The 15,296-nt window shown below is 66.8% G+C and carries 13 protein-coding genes and 1 pseudogene; 9 read left to right on the top strand and 5 right to left on the bottom strand.

Annotation, left to right across the window (positions count from 1 at the left end; genetic code table 11):
* The first annotated feature begins 4 nt into the window (after window positions 1-4).
* Window positions 5-1,318 (top strand): nuclease-related domain-containing protein, encoded by a 1,314-nt coding sequence (locus K2Z83_RS21180; protein ID WP_220597182.1) that lies wholly within the window; start codon window positions 5-7, stop codon window positions 1,316-1,318.
* A gap of 28 nt (window positions 1,319-1,346) precedes the next feature.
* Here the strand turns inward: K2Z83_RS21180 and K2Z83_RS21175 are convergent, their stop codons facing one another.
* From K2Z83_RS21175 to K2Z83_RS21160, 4 genes are all read right to left on the bottom strand, one after another.
* The gene (locus tag K2Z83_RS21175) at window positions 1,347-1,784 is read right to left on the bottom strand and encodes an aspartyl protease family protein (RefSeq protein WP_220597181.1); all 438 of its coding nucleotides are present in this window, start codon (window positions 1,782-1,784) and stop codon (window positions 1,347-1,349) included.
* The gene (locus K2Z83_RS21170) at window positions 1,774-2,055 is read right to left on the bottom strand and encodes a hypothetical protein (protein ID WP_220597180.1); all 282 of its coding nucleotides are present in this window, start codon (window positions 2,053-2,055) and stop codon (window positions 1,774-1,776) included. The genes K2Z83_RS21175 and K2Z83_RS21170 overlap by 11 nt, the downstream gene beginning before the upstream one ends.
* A gap of 170 nt (window positions 2,056-2,225) precedes the next feature.
* On the bottom strand, window positions 2,226-2,666 hold the full coding sequence (locus K2Z83_RS30100) for a zinc ribbon domain-containing protein (protein WP_370650242.1): 441 nt from the start codon (window positions 2,664-2,666) through the stop codon (window positions 2,226-2,228).
* Complete coding sequence (locus K2Z83_RS21160) at window positions 2,620-3,882, bottom strand: ISL3 family transposase (RefSeq protein ID WP_220597178.1); 1,263 nt, start codon at window positions 3,880-3,882, stop codon at window positions 2,620-2,622. Before K2Z83_RS21160 ends, K2Z83_RS30100 begins: the two co-directional genes overlap by 47 nt.
* A 100-nt stretch (window positions 3,883-3,982) precedes the next feature.
* On the opposite strand from K2Z83_RS21160, the gene K2Z83_RS21155 reads away from it, so the two are divergent.
* The 8 genes and pseudogenes from K2Z83_RS21155 to K2Z83_RS30090 all read left to right on the top strand — a co-directional run bounded on the left by K2Z83_RS21155 (window position 3,983) and on the right by K2Z83_RS30090 (window position 14,839).
* Entirely contained in the window at window positions 3,983-5,233 is a 1,251-nt protein-coding gene (locus K2Z83_RS21155) for a hypothetical protein (RefSeq protein WP_220597177.1), read from the top strand.
* 148 nt (window positions 5,234-5,381) lie between these two features.
* Window positions 5,382-6,500 carry a PglZ domain-containing protein gene (locus tag K2Z83_RS21150; RefSeq protein ID WP_220597176.1) on the top strand — a complete coding sequence of 373 codons (1,119 nt, stop codon included), beginning with the start codon at window positions 5,382-5,384 and terminating at the stop codon, window positions 6,498-6,500.
* A gap of 67 nt (window positions 6,501-6,567) precedes the next feature.
* Window positions 6,568-8,246: pseudogene (gene brxL, locus K2Z83_RS21145) on the top strand (BREX system Lon protease-like protein BrxL); the annotation flags it as partial.
* A gap of 554 nt (window positions 8,247-8,800) precedes the next feature.
* Window positions 8,801-10,573 carry an AAA family ATPase gene (locus K2Z83_RS21140; RefSeq protein WP_220597175.1) on the top strand — a complete coding sequence of 591 codons (1,773 nt, stop codon included), beginning with the start codon at window positions 8,801-8,803 and terminating at the stop codon, window positions 10,571-10,573.
* Window positions 10,574-10,617: 44 nt separating this feature from the next.
* On the top strand, window positions 10,618-10,995 hold the full coding sequence (locus tag K2Z83_RS21135; protein ID WP_220597174.1) for a four helix bundle protein: 378 nt from the start codon (window positions 10,618-10,620) through the stop codon (window positions 10,993-10,995).
* Window positions 10,988-13,360, top strand: a complete 2,373-nt coding sequence (locus tag K2Z83_RS21130) for a hypothetical protein (RefSeq protein ID WP_220597173.1) — start codon at window positions 10,988-10,990, stop codon at window positions 13,358-13,360. The genes K2Z83_RS21135 and K2Z83_RS21130 overlap by 8 nt, the downstream gene beginning before the upstream one ends.
* A complete protein-coding gene (locus K2Z83_RS30095) occupies window positions 13,293-14,168 on the top strand; it encodes a DUF2726 domain-containing protein (protein WP_370650241.1) in 876 nt (291 codons plus the stop codon). The genes K2Z83_RS21130 and K2Z83_RS30095 overlap by 68 nt, the downstream gene beginning before the upstream one ends.
* A complete protein-coding gene (locus tag K2Z83_RS30090; protein ID WP_220597171.1) occupies window positions 14,135-14,839 on the top strand; it encodes a hypothetical protein in 705 nt (234 codons plus the stop codon). Before K2Z83_RS30095 ends, K2Z83_RS30090 begins: the two co-directional genes overlap by 34 nt.
* Here K2Z83_RS30090 and K2Z83_RS21115 read toward each other — a convergent pair.
* Window positions 14,792-15,025: a hypothetical protein gene (locus tag K2Z83_RS21115; RefSeq protein WP_220597196.1), complete on the bottom strand. Its 234-nt coding sequence runs from the start codon at window positions 15,023-15,025 to the stop codon at window positions 14,792-14,794. The two genes, K2Z83_RS30090 and K2Z83_RS21115, sit on opposite strands and share 48 nt — an antisense overlap.
* Between the last annotated feature and the right edge of the window lie 271 nt (window positions 15,026-15,296).

Genomic DNA, 15,296 nt, shown 5'->3' with positions numbered 1-15,296 from the left:
ATCGATGAACGCTGACGAACAACCTCAACCCGACCTCCTCCTCCAATCCGCCGCAGCCCGCAAGGCTGGCGACGATGCCGCCAGCTGTGCGCTGCTGCGCGAGTACCTGCTGCGCGAGCGGGCGCTGCTCTGGCTGGCCAGGCAGTCGGCGAGCCCCGCCGAGGCCCTGGCCGCCGCTGAGCTGGCCTACCAGCTGGCCCCCGGCGACGAGGTCGTCCAGCGGGCGATCATCGCCGTCCGCGAGCGCGCCGGGGCGCTGCCCACGCCGGCGCAGAGCCAGGCCAGCCTGAGCGGCGCCGTCGCCCTCAGCACCGGGATGACCCTGGGCGAGGCGAGTGCGGTGATCTGGCCGTTCAAGGGCATCAACCGGCCGATCGGCGACGCATTGGACGACGGCACGATTGTGCTGCACGATCTTGCCTACGGAGTAGAGAAGGCGCGGGATCGCCGCGTGCGCGATGCGGCGCGGACAATCCTCTACAGCACGATCGTCGGCGCTGAGCCGGAGCGCGGGGCCCGCCCGCTGCGCGTGATCAAGGGCGGGCGCTACGCCGAGCGTAAGGAGCGACAGGCGCTGCTCTTCGCCGGGATGATTGGCGCAGTCGGCCTCATGCTCTGGGCCGGCCTGATGGTTGCCAGCATTGTCAATCTATGGCTCAGGTCGGGCTGGCTTATCTCACTGCTCATCCTGGTGCTATTTGGTGTCGTGATCGGCCTCCAGCGTCTGCTTGATCGCTTTGTCGAGGAGTCACGCTCCTACCGCTTGGGCCGCTGGGGCGAGGAGCGGGCCGCCGACTCGCTGCGCGGGCTGCTCAGCGACGAGTGGACCCTGGTGCAGAACTTTAGCTTCCCCAACCGGGCATGGGGCGATATCGACCTGCTGCTGGTCGGCCCCGGCGGCATCTGGGCGCTTGAGGTCAAGGCTTACTCGGGGGCGATCCGCAACCTCGGCGACACCTGGGAGCGCCTGCACAAGGGCACGTGGCGGCGGCTCCAGGCGCACCCGGGCAAGCAGGCACGGCGCAACGCGGTGAACCTAAAGACATACCTCGACCAGCAGGGCGTCGCCGTGAAGTGGGTCGAGGCGGTAGTCGTCTGGGCGGGCGACGAGGATGACGGCGACGAGACGGGCTCACTCAGTGTCAAAGACCCGGACACCAGAGTCTGGCGGGCCAACAGCCTGGCCGAGGATGGCGAGGAACTCTTCCAGCCAAAGCACGGGCTGAGCCCGGAGCAGGTTGAGGCGGCGCTGGCGGTGCTGCGTAAGGCCGTCGACGAAGCCAGGCAGGCCGAGTACGGCCAGACGAAGCAGGGGTAACGAGCGAAGGTGGCATAGCAAGCTACGCCTACGGGATAAGCGTAAAGTTGTCGGGCGGTGTGAGCAGCAGGAGCGTGTTTTGAGGCTGGGAGTAAATCAGCGTGAACTGGTCGAGCAGATTTCGCCCAATAACCGACAGCTCCAGTGAGCCCGGCTCCAAAATAACTGGCAGCGGCCCGCGAATACGCGCCCGCTGTCCGGTCGTCGTCGGCAGCAACAGATCGACCGCAAGCTCGTATACCTGCTGCGTCCCACCGACGCCGCCCACGACCGTTTCGGTTGGAGTAGGTTGGATGCTGTCCGCCAATTGCTCAGCCACAGCTGGGGCGAGCACAGTGAGATCAGCGCCAGTGTCGATCAGCATTGATACCGCCAGCTGTACGCCGCCTGGCGTGGCAATCACCCCATCAAAGACGGGGCGTTCGACGCCATCGGTGCCGGCGAGCCAGCGACCCTCAATGCGCATCGGCGGATCCTTCCGGGGCCGGCTCAAAGGTGACATGGAGGGGGCGCACCGTTCCGCTGATAATCGTTGGCGAGGGCATCAGCGCGCGGGCCTGGGGCAGGCGCGGCGCCTCAGCCGTCTCGATCTCTACGATCTCGGCCGCCCCCGCCAGGGTGGTCAGGCCGACCGTCAGCGCCTGCGCGCCGAGCGCCTCAATCGACACGCCGCGCTGAGTCGCCAGGTCGCGCAGCAGCTCTGCCAGCTGGTCGGAGATGTCAAGGGTGACACTCATCGTGGGAGCCCTTTTGTATCAGCCAATACGCACCTCTCGCCGGTATCATACCATGGCGGTCGGATGTGCGGATGCGAAGATAACGAATTACACGCTGCCCGACGCCCTCACCTATCTGGAGCCTGAGCGGCTGTGAAATACCCAAGGCTAAAGCGCTTGGGCTTCCTGCTTCATCGACCCGTGCCAATCCTGACGATTGGGCTTACCAAGTCTCCACAGGCGTTTTGTGTCTCGGCGTCTCCCGCCGCGACCCTCACATCAAACAGGCGCTTGCCCTCACGGTCAATGTTTCGTGCGGCGTTCAGATCACGGTCATGATGCACGCCGCACGCAGGATTGAGGCAATCCCACTCGCGCATGGAGAGATTCAATTCGTGTATCCAGCCACACGCGCCACACATTTTCGAGGAGGCAAAGAAGCGCCCGATGGCCACCACATGGGGATTAGTCCCTACCGCGTATCGGTCTCTTGGAACTATATATACTCTCTCGTTGTCGTGTTCATCGTCAACTACATGGGCACGACTCAGGGCTCTTTGGGAATTCCCGTGAACCCTACTACATCTAGTGGGGGGCCATGCAGCGCGTGACGGCAGCCGCACCTTCGACATCAAGCGTCAAGCGTTGGAAGAAATGACGGAGATTGAAGATGCCATAGCAGCGGCGGGTGAGGACACGGGCTTTGGTATTGATGCCCTCGACGAAGCCACTATTGGCACGATGGTGAAAATAGTTGGTAATGCCATCAAGATGGGTGGTGAGCATCGCCAGAAAGCGATCAAAAGCATCCATCCCGCTCTCCTGAACGCGTTGCATCCAGGCCTGCAATTGCCGGGTTGCTTCCTCTTTGGTGAGAGGTGCATCAAATATGGCGGTGAGCGCATTGCGCAGGTCATAGGCCTGTTTCACGGATGGTGCGGCCGCAAACACGCAGGCGAGGACATCGGCTTCGGCACGCGTAAGCTCGCTGTGGCGCTTACGAAAGAGCCAATGCGCGCCTTTGAGGAGCCCATAGACCGTTTTGGAATGGGCTTTTTTGAGGCGTTTCATTTCGCTTTTCCGGACATCATCGGCGGCATCGCGGTAGTGGCGCGCCACATGGAAGCGGTCAATCACGATGACGTCGGCGCCAAAGACCGCTTCGATTGCCCCCAAAAAGCCCTCGTACATATCGCTACACGCGGCGGTGACGGTGCGCTGGAGCCGATAGGGGATGTGCTTGAGGAAGGGTTCCACCGTGATCCGCTCGCGGTTGGGGAGCACGGTGATCACCCGCACCTGTCCATCCGGCTGGCGACTGGTGATGAGCACCACAAAGGCCCGGTGCCCTTTGCGGAGCGCAAGTTCGTCGATTCCCAGCGTGTCCAATCGCGCGAAGGAGGCCCAGTCCACCGTGGTGGTCAGATAGTGATCCAGGACCCCTTCGCGCGCATCATACGGGACTCCGGCCCGCAGACAGACATCCACCAGGGTCTGATGGACACATTGCCGCAAGAGATTCTCTTCTAACGCCTTGGTGAAGGGACTCCGCGGGCGGTACCAGGATAATGCTTGCGTGGTCGTCGGTGTATCAGCGCAGAAGAAACACCGAAAGCGTTTCGGTCGCAGCTGGAGAAACACGCGGTGCCCGAGGATCGGCAGGTGTGGCAGAGTCACCCAGTCATCAGACGCGTGTGGGGTGGTGATCCGGCGCCCACATTTGCGGCAAGTCGTGGACGGTAAGGTACTCTCGATCGTGATACGATAACTGCCGTCGGTTGTTTGTTCCACCTTGGTCACCCGTACGTGCGGCAGGTCAAGGAGTTGTTCCATCGCGGATTCGAGCATCACGCCACCTCCACCACGCGCCAATGATCACGGCGTGAGTATACACCTCCCCCCACGAGATGTAGTGTCGTCCACGGGAATTCCCAAAGAGCCACAATCTATGAGCATCGCCGACTTCATCCAATCCTCCATCCTCCTGCCACGCCTGCAGCAGCACGGCGCGCTGGTGGTCTACGACCCCGAGCGGCGCTACCGCGAGCTGTGCTTGGATCTCGCCTCAGATGCGCTGCGGGTGGTCGACGCTAGCGAGGGCAGCATCGCGAGCCGCGAGGCCGCGCTGGCCGCGCTCCAGGAGCTTGGCGCGCCGGGTGGCCCGCTGACCGGCCTGCTGGTCTACGTGCCGGCCGCGCCCCCGTTGAGCGACGAGGAGTGCCAGCGCGACCCCTTCGCGCTCTACGGCGCCCTCGGCTCGGTCTTCCCCGCCGGCGACGGCGACAGCTACCTGAGCCTGTGCCTGCGCGCCGACTACAGCACCGAGATCCGCCGCATCTTCGACCAGGATTCTAGCCCCTCGTTCGCGGTGATCGACGCGGTCGGCGGCGGGATGGGCTGGCCCAATCTGCGGGCGACCCTGGGCGTCGAGTCGGCCCGCGAGATCCTGGCCGCCCTGCTGGCACCATCCGAGCATCAGCTGGCCGCGCTCAAGGCCCAGGAGGCCTGGGCCGGCGAGGCCCGCGAGCTGCTCCAGCGCAGCCTGGGGCTGAAGCTGGCCACGCGCGGCAAGACCTGGGCGTCGATCGCCGAGGAGCTCTGGCGCTTCCTGCTTTTCAGCGAGTTCGCCTTCGACCTGCCGACCGAGCTGCCGGCCGGCCTGGCCGATGTGCCGCGCGCCCCCGACGCCGCCCGACCGCTGGTCGAGGATCTCTGCGAGCGCCTGCGCAGCGACCGGCGCACCCAGCCGCTCTATATCGAGCGGGCCGAGGTGATCGAGACGGCCATGGGCCTGCCAGAGGCCTGCGCCCAGATTGGCGACCTGGGCATCCGCGACACCTTCCCCTTCGAGGAGCGCACCTTCTTCGCCCAGGCGGTCGAGGCGCTGCGCCGCGACAACGTCGATGCCCTGCGCCAGCAGCTCAGCCGCCACGCCCACTCGATCTGGACCGGGCGCGGCGAGAACCAGGCCCAGTGGCAGATCCTGCAGGCGGCGGCGGCCCTGGTCGAGGCCTGCGAGGACGCCGAGCGCCAGCTGCCCGATCACGTGCGCAGCCAGGGCGACCTGATCGACTTCTACCTGGGCGCCATGCGTGAGGCCGACCGGCTTCAGCGCGAGTTTGAGCAGGCCGCCGGCGACTACCTGGGCGGCGACGTCCAGCTAACCGCCGTCGGCGAGCGCGCCCGCCGGGCCTACTAGAAGCTGACCAACCGCGCCCAGGGCGTCTTCGTGCGCCAGCTGGAGCAGGCCGGCTGGCCGCCGCCCGGCCGCCTGGCCAATGCCGACGTCTTCGACCGCGTAGTCGCCCCGCTGCTCCAGGAGAGCGGCCGGCGGGTGGCTCTGCTGCTTGATCGACGCTCTGCGCTTCGAGCTCGGTGTCGAGCTGCAGAAGCAGCTCAACGAGAGCGGCCAGGCCGAGCTGCAGGCCGCCTACGCCGCGCTGCCCAGCGTCACCCCGGTGGGCATGGCCAGCCTGCTGCCCGGCGCCGGCCAGCAGCTGCGCCTGACCAGCAAGGGCGACGAGCCCCTGCCGAGCCTGGGCGACCAGCCTCTCGCCGGCGTCGCCCAGCGCATGGAGCTGCTGCGCAAGCGCTACGGCCAGCGCTTCCACGAGCTGCCGCTGGTCGACTTCGTGCGCGGCAACAACCCTGTGCCCGAGGCGGTTGAGCTGCTGGTACTGCGCAGCAACGACATGGACAGCGACTTCGAGCACAACCCCGACGCCGCGCCAGGCCTGATCAGTCGCACCTTCCAGCGCATCGGCGCCGCTATTCACAAGCTGCGCGGGGCGGGCTTCCAGGACGCGATCATCCTCACCGACCACGGCTTCTACCTCAACACCGCCGCCGGAGCGGGCGACGTTTGCGCGCGGCCAGCCGGGCGCTGGGTCAGCGCCCACGAGCGTATGCTACTCGGCAGCGGCGCGGGCGACTCAGGCAGCGTCGTGCTGCCGGCCGACAGCCTGGGCATCAAGGGCGACTTCGCCCAGGTGGCCCTGCCGCGAGCGATGGTCGCCTACCGCGCCGGCCTGAGCTACTTCCACGGCGGGGCCTCGCTCCAGGAGGCAGTCGTCCCGGTGATCAGCGTGCGGCTCCAGCCGCTCGCGCCGAAGGTCAGCCGCCAGCCCAGCGTCACCCTGAGCTACAAGCGCGGCGCGAAGAAGATTACCACCCGCATGCCGGTGATCGAGGTCGAGGTCGGCCATGGCGACCTGTTCTCCATGGACAGCCCGGTGGAGATTCTGATCGAGGCCTACGACCGCCAGGGCGCGGTGGTCGGCGTCCCCCGGCCGGGCGGCGCGGTCAGCCCGGCGGCGAACACGATCAGCCTGCAGCCCGGCCAGTCCGCCCAGGTGACGATCCGCATGCAGCTGGAGTTCGAGGGCAGGTTCACGATCAAGGCCCTCGACCCGGCGACCCAGACCACCTACGGCAAGCTCGACCTGGAGACCGACTACACCGTATAGGCCGCGCAGGCGGCCTTCGTAACCCAGAGCCGGAGCCTTCAGGCTCCCGGCCTGCGAGATAGGCCCCATGGACACCCTCGACACCAAGCTGATCGCGGCCTTCGACGGCAAGGTGGTGCCAAAGACCTGCTGCACCGTATCAAGAAGGGCACCAACGTCCCCACTTTTGTGCTGGAGTTCCTGCTCGCCCGCTACTGCGCCAGTGACGAGCAGGCTGAGATCGACGCCGGGATGGAGGCGGTGCTGGCCACCCTGCAAGACAACTACGTCAAGCCGGACGAGGCCAACGCTGCCCAGTCGAAGGTAGCGACAAAGGGCAAGCACCGCTTCATCGACAAGGTCCACGTGCGCTACGTCGAGAAGGAGCGCCGCCACTGGGCGGCCCTGGAGAACTTCAACTCGCAGCGCATCGCCGTCGCCGAGCGATTCTACCGCGACAACCACCGGTTGTTGGAGGGCGGGATATGGGCTGAGGTAACGCTAGCCTATAACGAGATCGACGACGACGACTACGCCTTCTCCATCGAGGAGCTGCGGCCCATCCAGCTGAGCCGCTTCGACTTCGCCGGCTACTGTGAGGGCCGCCAGGCCTTCAGCCGCGACGAGTGGCTGGACATCGTGATGCGCTCGGTCGGCCTGGAGCCGGCCAAGCTCACCCCGCGCCAGAAGCTGCACTACGTCGCCCGGCTGGCCCCGCTGGTCGAGCAGAACTTCAACTTCATCGAGCTCGGCCCGCGCGGCACCGGTAAATCCTACTTCTTCAGCGAGTTCTCGCCCTACGCCACCCTGGTCAGCGGTGGACAGGCCACCAAGGCGACCCTGTTCTACAACAATGCCCGCAAGCGGATCGGCCTGGTCGGCTTCTGGGACACTGTGGCCTTCGACGAGGTCGGCGGGATCAAGATCAACGACCCCGACACGCTGCAGATCATGAAGGACTTCATGGCCAACGGGCGCTTCTCGCGCGGGGTCGAGGTGATCGCCGACGCCAGCCTGGCCTTCGTCGGCAACATCGACCAGTCGGTCGAGCAGATCGTCAACTCGCCCGAGCACGACCTGTTCCTGCCGCTGGCCAAAGAGTTCGACCTGGCCATCCTCGACCGCTTCGCTTGCTACCTGCCCGGCTGGGAGATGCCGAAGAACAGCAGCGAGTATCTGACCAGCGCCTACGGCTTCATCACCGACTATTTGGCTGAGGCCTTCCACCATCAGTTCGCCCACACCAACCGCTACGAGGAGGTCAGCCGGCGCATCCGGCTCGGTCCGGCGGTCGAGGGCCGCGATGAGAAGGGTATCAAGAAGACCGTCGCCGCCTTCCTGAAGATCCTGCACCCCGACGGGCCGCCGAGCGACGCTGCGTTCGAGGAATATGTGGCTTACGCAGTCGAGTGCCGCCGACGAATCAAAGAGCAGATAAACAAGCGCAAGCCCGACGACGAGTTCGCGTGCATCGAGCTCTCCTACTACGCCGCCGATGGCCGCGAGGTGATCGTCGCCTGCCCCGAGTCGCGCGGTGCCCAGGCGACCCAGGCGCCGACCCGCCACACCCTCGGCGAGCGCGGCAAGCGAATTGCCACGAAGGCCGTATCAGAGACGCCGGTAGAGCCCGTGCCCACGCCCGAGCCGGTGGCGATTGCGCCCACGCCGCTGCGCGAGCCCGAGCCGAAGGAGCAGCACTACACGATCTTTTATGGTGCGACCGGCTACAGCTACGAGGCGATCTTTGGCCCCTACCTGCGTGGCGCCAACAGCTACGCCGGCGGCGCTCACAGCAAGCTCACGGCGGCAGCACAGGCCTGGCGTGACAGTGGCACGCCGCTCTACCTGATCATCTACCGCCCCGCCCCCGACTACGCGTTCGTCGGCTGGGGCCGGGTGATCAACCTCGCCGAGTCGGCTGGGGCGCAGACGAATGAAGAGCGCTATGTGTTGAGCTACGAGTGGCATCCCTTCCCGGTGCCAGTCAGCGCGCGCACGATGACAACCCGCATCTCCTGGCTCAGCAAAGGCCTGGCCGTGGCCTTCCGTGGCATAAGCATCCGCCAAGTATCGGCCGACGATGTGCGCACGATAGCGAAGCAGGCCTACCCGCATAGCTCTACGTTGACCATCGCTTCGACGCCGCGGCCCTGCTGACCGCAGCCCGCGCAATTGACCCGCCCGCCGATAGCCCGCTGGACGCCGACGACCTGCTGGCCGAGTTGCTCCAGCTGCGCCTGATTGAGACGCTCGACGCTAGCACATCTCGCGTTCGTGAGTATGTCATCGGCGACGAGACAGCCCTGCTACGACTCTGCGCTGTGGCTCTGCTTGTCCCGGCCGAAGGCAGCGCCGACCAGTACAGCCTCCCGACGCGCGCAATTCTCCCGCGCCTTCAAGATACCGCCGAGCCGCATCCGGTTGAGGAATTCGTCCCCGAGCTCGGCAAAGCCGACTCGGTGACCCTGGCCGGCTGGTACGCCGAGGCCGGCCTGATCGATGTCGATGGCGACACCTGGCGACCTGTCAGCGGCGCCCTCGCCCCCCCCCCTGGCGACGACCCGGCCAGCACCATGTACAACCAGTTTCTGGCCACCTTGCGCGCCGATCTCGCCGGCGCATTGGTGAGCGATCTGGATCCGGTGTTACTTGATGCGCCGCTGCCTGAAGTTGAAAATCTGGCCGAGCGGCTGCGCGAGCTGGGCAATGAGCTGCTCTTCGACAGCGCGGTGGTGCGGCGGGTCTACCGCTCGCTGCTCGCCGGGCGCCACGTGGTGCTCAGCGGGCCGCCCGGCACCGGCAAGACCGAGCTGGCCCGGCTGCTGCCCTCCCTACTGTGGCGCGAGGCCTCGCAGACCTTTAGCCGGCTCACCCGCAGCCCCGAGCAGCCGCCGGTCGAGACGATCACCGAGCAGCGCCACGGCTACGCCTCGGTCATCGTCACCGCCACCGAGGACTGGGGCGTGCGCGATGTGGTCGGCGGGATCGGGCCGCGCCTGGACGGCCAGAGCGGCGCGCTGAGCTACACCATCGAGTATGGCGCGCTGACCCGCACGCTGCTGCTGCACTACGACGGCACGGGCGGCGGGAAGCGCCTGCCGCCGGCCGGCGCGCCGGCGCGCCGAGACCACCACGACGGGAAGGATCGCCGCCGCGGGGCCTGGCTGGTGATCGACGAGTTCACCCGCGCCCCGATCGATGCGGCCTTCGGCAGCCTGCTGACCACGCTCAGCGGCGGCGAGCGGGCTAGCCTGGCCGTGCCGACCGCCTCGGGCGAGCAGCGCGAGCTGCCGCTGCCGCGCGACTTCCGGATCATCGGCACGCTCAACAGCTTCGACCGCCACTTCCTCAACCAGATCTCCGAGGCCATGAAGCGGCGCTTCGACTTCATCGACGTGCTGCCGCCCCCGCCGAGCCTGGCCGACTTCGAGCAGGGCATCGCCGCCATGCAGGCCCTGCGCCGGCTCCTGCGCGATGGCCGCAAGCAGATTGTGGCCGACGGTGACCCGCTCACCTACCGCTGGCCGGATGTGCTGCGGGCCGAGCCAACCGCTGACGCCGAGGGGCTCCGCCGGTATCGCGTCGTCGCCGAGTCAGACGACGCCAGGGCGGCGCTCGGCTCGTTCTGGCGGATCTTCAGCGCCATCCGCACCTTCCGCCAGCTCGGCACCGCCCAGATCGTCGCGATCTACACCAACCTGCTCGCCGGCAGGCTGGTGGGCATGGGCTGGGACGAGGCCCTGGACACCGCGCTGGCCGACGCGCTGGCCGACCAGCTCCAGGTGCTCAGCCGCGACGAGCAGCGCACGATCGACGCGCTGCTGGAGCACGCCGGCCAGCCGGAGGGCTTCACCGCCGCGCTGCGCGCCATCCTGCGCGACCTGCCGCCGGGCCGGCGCGAGGGCTACCTGCACGCCCTGCGCGAGCGCGACGCCGCAGCCAATGGCTCAAGCGACATCGCCGTCCGTGAGGATTCCCAGCTGAGCGACACCCAGATCCTGCGCGTCTTCGCCGCCGCCACACCCCTATCCCTGCCGACCCTCGGCGCCTTCCGCCGCCGCCTGCGCGACCTGATCGGCGAGCGGGGGCTGTAGGAAGGGTTGAAGGCTGAGGGTTGAAGGCTGAGGGGTAGGCGAGGATGCGTGAACAAGAGTCACCATTGCGGATGCGAACGAAGGCCTATGCGCTGCGGATCATCAAGCTCTATGGAGCGTTGCCAAAGACGGCTGAGGCGCAGGTTATTGGACAGCAGTTGCTGCGATCGGGAACATCTGTCGGCGCGAACTATCGCGAAGGGAGCCGTGGGCGCAGCAACGCCGAGATGGCGGCAAAGTTTGACTTGTGCATCCAGGAGCTTGATGAGACCGCCTACTGGCTTGAACTGCTGATCGAAGCAGGACTTGTCGCTGAGTCGCTCCTCGCACCACTGCTGGATGAGACGAGTCAACTGATCGCGATGTTCACCTCCGCAGTGCGCAAGCTGCGGCGAAAAGGGGCCGCCCCAAACCATGACTGATACCCCCACATCAGCCCTCAGCCCTCAACCCTCAGCCATCGAACGCGAAGCGTTCGCCTACCTTCAGGGGCGCATGGTCGAGCTGCTGCTGCGCCACGACGTGCGCCGGCTGGGCGGCAGCTTCGCCACACGCCTGGGCGCGCTCTTCGATGACGAGCGCCACGCCGCACTGCGGCCCTACCGGGAGCTGGCGGTGCTGCTCTACCTGCGCGATGAGCTGCTCGACTCGATCCTGCCGCGGATCAAGCGCCGGCTGAGCTTCCTGGCCCCGCGCGAGCTGGTGGCCGAGGGCCTGCCGCCGCGCGGGCGGATCGACTGGCCGCGCACCATGGCCGCCGGGCTGCGCGACCGGCCCGGCGAGCCGCCGCTGGATGTGCGCACCCGCCAGCGCCGCCGCCACTTTGCGACCCCCGAGAACCTGCTCACCGTCGCGACGATCATCGAGTATCGGGACGCCATCCAGAGCCGCCTGGACGCTGAGCGCGCCGAGACCGGGGCGCGCGCACTGCGCCACCCGCTGCGCGAGGTGGTCGAGCGCTGCACGCGCGAGCTGGCCTTCCCCCAGTTCACCGGCCTGGTCCGTGACGGCGAGCGGATCGTCGCCGGGTACGCCGACACGACCACCGCCGATCTGGAGCAGGCGGTGGATGCGCACCTGCTGCCCGGCCACAACAGCGCCTACGATGACCTGCTGGCCTGGCGGCGGCGACTGGCCGCGCTGCGCATGCTCGACCGCGACACCGCTGCCGACGCGCCGCAGATGCTTGGGGCCGACCCGGCCCGCGACAACTACCTCTACCAGATCTGGCTCTACTACGAGCTCGCCGAGCTGCTCGACCGGCGCGGCCTGCTCGAGCCCGCGGCCTGGGAGGTCGGCAAGATGCGGCTGCGCTTCCGCTGGGGCGCGCCGGGCGCCGAGACAGTCTATCAGCTCAAGCATGACCAGGCGATCGACCAGCACTGGCGGAACGCGCCCGGCGTGCGGCCGGACCTCTACATCGAGCGGGCTACCCGGGCCGAGGTGCGCCACAACGGTGCGCTGATCTGGCGCGAGCCGGGCTACGTGCTCGACGCCAAGTACTACAAGCCGCGCGACAGCGCCCGCGCCCCGGCGGGCACGGTCAAGCGCATGATCGCCGACCTGCACCTGACCGGCGAGCGCCACGGGGCGCTGCTGTTCGCCTTCCAGAGCGGCGAGCGCCCGGCCGACGCCGACGCCGCCGATCTGCTCGACACGCCGCTGGAGACGACGCTCATCGGCCCGCTCTACCGGGTCACCCCCGAGACGGCGGCGGCCCAGGTGGCCCGCCCCGACGCTGCGGTAGCCGTGTGGCGCACCCGACCACGCATCGACGGGATTGGCACCATTCAGGCGATCCTGAGCGCATTACTTGACGAGGTGCACGTGGCGCTCCAGGCGCCGGCGCCGGTGGCCTGCCATGGCATCTTCATCGACTCGCTCAGCGCGGGCGACACCCTGGGCGCGATCGCAGCCCCAACCCTGCTCAGCGGCGACGGTCAGGCGCTGCGCGATCCGGCCGACATCCTGATCTGCCCGAAGCCCCACATCGGCCCCTGGCGGGCCGACCTGGTGAGCCGCGCGCGCACCTGCTGCCAGGACGGGCGGCTCTGCCACATCGCCGGCCAGGCCGGGGCGCGCCCGCCGGTGCGCCCGCCGCGCAGCGCCGAGGATCTGCTGGGCGAGCTCCAGCACCTCTTCGAGCGCGGCGACCCCGAGCAGCGTGACGATGTTGCCGTGAGCGCGGTGGCCCGGCGGGTCGAGGCGCTGACCCGCCGCTTCGCCGAGATCAGCGGCGCCTACCGGCGGATCGAGGTCTACTACCACCGGCTGCGCGACATGGGCCTGCAGAGCAGCTTCGATCAGCTCGCCGCCGCGGAGCAAGAGTCGCTGGCCCTGGCGGTCTTTCTGGTCGAGCAGCTCGACAGCGTAGGCGCCCACGACTTCTCGGCGCCGGCGATCCACGTCTCCAGCGTGCTGGAGGTCGAGCTGGCCCGGCGGGTTGAGGCCATCCCGGGGCTGAGCGAAGGCGCGCTCCCCGGCGGCCACGCCACGCTCGGCACCCTGATGGGCATCCGGCGCAAACGGCCCGATGACTGGGCCCGCATCCGATCGCATCTCCGCGATCGCTGGCGCGGCGCGGTCGACCCGGACGACCCGCAATATGTGCTCGGCCTGGACAGCTTTGTTGAGGCGGTCTGGGAGATCCGGCATGTGCGCAACGACGCCGCGCACACCAGCCCGGTGCCGCGCGAGACCTACAGCAGACTCTTTCGCAATGTCTGCCAGGCCGGCCCGCTGCGCATCGGCGCGCTGCGCGCCCTCCTGGCCGCCTGGCCGGTATAATCCGTTTCGCTCACGCATCCTGATCAAGGTTCTCATGACAACGCCATTTATTTCGTCACTCATCGGCGCAGCGCTCTGCCTCTCGGCGCTCCTGCTCGGCGCATACGTGACTCTCCAAGCCAGACGTCGGCGCGCACGACCCACCCAGTCACGCGCCAACGACTATGACGCAGTCCCAGTTCCTACGCGCCGCGCCGGCGAGGGGCCGCTGTTTGCGCACCCGCCAACCCACCCCGATGCTGCTCCGCAGGTGGCGTCGTCCACGCCGGCACCCGCTGCCCTGCCCTACACCCGCAAGCACTCCCTACTCACCCAGGCCGAGCGCGACTTCTTCGCTGTGCTCCAGGAGGCCGCCCCGCCGGGCTGGCACATTTTTCCGCAGGTGCGGCTGAATGGCTTGCTTGTTATTCGTGCGCCGGAGCGCAGCCGCATGTGGTGGGCGCACTTCAACTGGGTTTCGGCCAAGTCGGTCGACTTCGTGCTCTGCGACGGAGCTGACATTAGCCCACAGCTCGTGGTCGAGCTCGACGACTCCTCACACCGTCGCCCGGACCGCCAGGAACGCGACGCCTTTGTCGACGCGGCGCTCGCCAGCGCCGGCCTGCGCAGAACCCGTTCCGTGCGCGTCACGGTGCGGGTCTCTTTGCGGGTCAGGAACCAGACCCCGGCGTCGGTCAACTGGTCAAAGCGGGCGAAGTTCAGAAAGCCCAGGTCAAAGATGACCAGCATCCCGCGTTCCAGCCCCGCCAGGATGCGATCCCAGAAGCGTTGGTCGTGGGCCTGGGCATCCTCCTCATACCAGACCTGACGCGGCAGGCGGGTGATCACATCCAGCAGTCCGGCCATCCGCCCGGCGAGCACCCCGCCCTGGTCATCGCGCAGCAGCCCCGTTTTGTGCAGCAGCGCGTCCAGGGTCGAGCCATCCACCGCGACGGTGGCCGTGAAGTGATCCTGTGCCCACTGCAACGCCGGTGGCAACGGGCGCGTGCGGGCCTGCCAGCGGGCCGCCATCAGCGGCAGAATCTCGTCCAGCACCCGCTGGAACAAGCTGGCGGGCAGGCTGCTGAAGCGTTGTTCGATGGCTTGTTGCGAGACCTGGCGTTCGTCGACCCACAGCAATCCCTCGCGATTGAGGGTGCGGACGGCTTCGGTGACCGACCCAAGCTGACGCCAGATCAGGCTCAGCACGAACGCCATCATCACCGGCAGGTTCAGGGTCCGTTCGCGCAACCCCAGGGCATGGAAGTGGGCGACCTGATTCAAGGTTGCCGGATGGACGATGTCCTCCAGCCGCTGTTCGATGATCACGTCGGGTGCCGCCGTGTTCGGGCGCTTGGTACGGTCACGCTGGATCGCCCGCGTATGCCGTACACTGCTCTTCTTCGGTTTTTTGTCGCTCATGCCTCCAGTCTAGCCACGCGGATGCGGGTGTCAAATGACGATAGCGATATATCGATATGCTGGTACGTCGACATTTGACACATACGCCGAAACCTTAACTTGTGACCAATGGCCTAACGACACGATCATCGCAACATTCACTCCAGCTAGCAGTGGAATGTCAAGCCCAAATGCGGCTACTGTTGCCATAAACCCAGAGATCGCCGCTGCGCCTACAGATGCGGCATGAATGATCATGGCCGCCTGGTTCTTTCTGGGATCCATACGTTGGCTCCTTCCAAAGGTCTCAAGCACACTTTTAGCCAGGGCCTGTTACCTGTCAAAACTCCACCTTACCTGATAGTACTTGTAATTTCTATGCTCATCTAGGATAGCCTTTTCAACTTCAAGTAGAGATTTATAAGCACAAACTTCTAAACTTTTATTCATATTCTTTTGGCGAGCTGTGATACATTAGTAGCTAGAGAAATCGAGATGATGCCAGAAGCTGCTAACGAGCAACGGTGCCCCGCCTCACCACCCCCGCCGCCGCCCA

It is taken from the genome of Oscillochloris sp. ZM17-4 (assembly GCF_019599295.1).
In the GTDB taxonomy this organism is placed as follows: domain Bacteria; phylum Chloroflexota; class Chloroflexia; order Chloroflexales; family Chloroflexaceae; genus Oscillochloris.
This window is presented reverse-complemented; position numbering and strand designations above follow the sequence as displayed.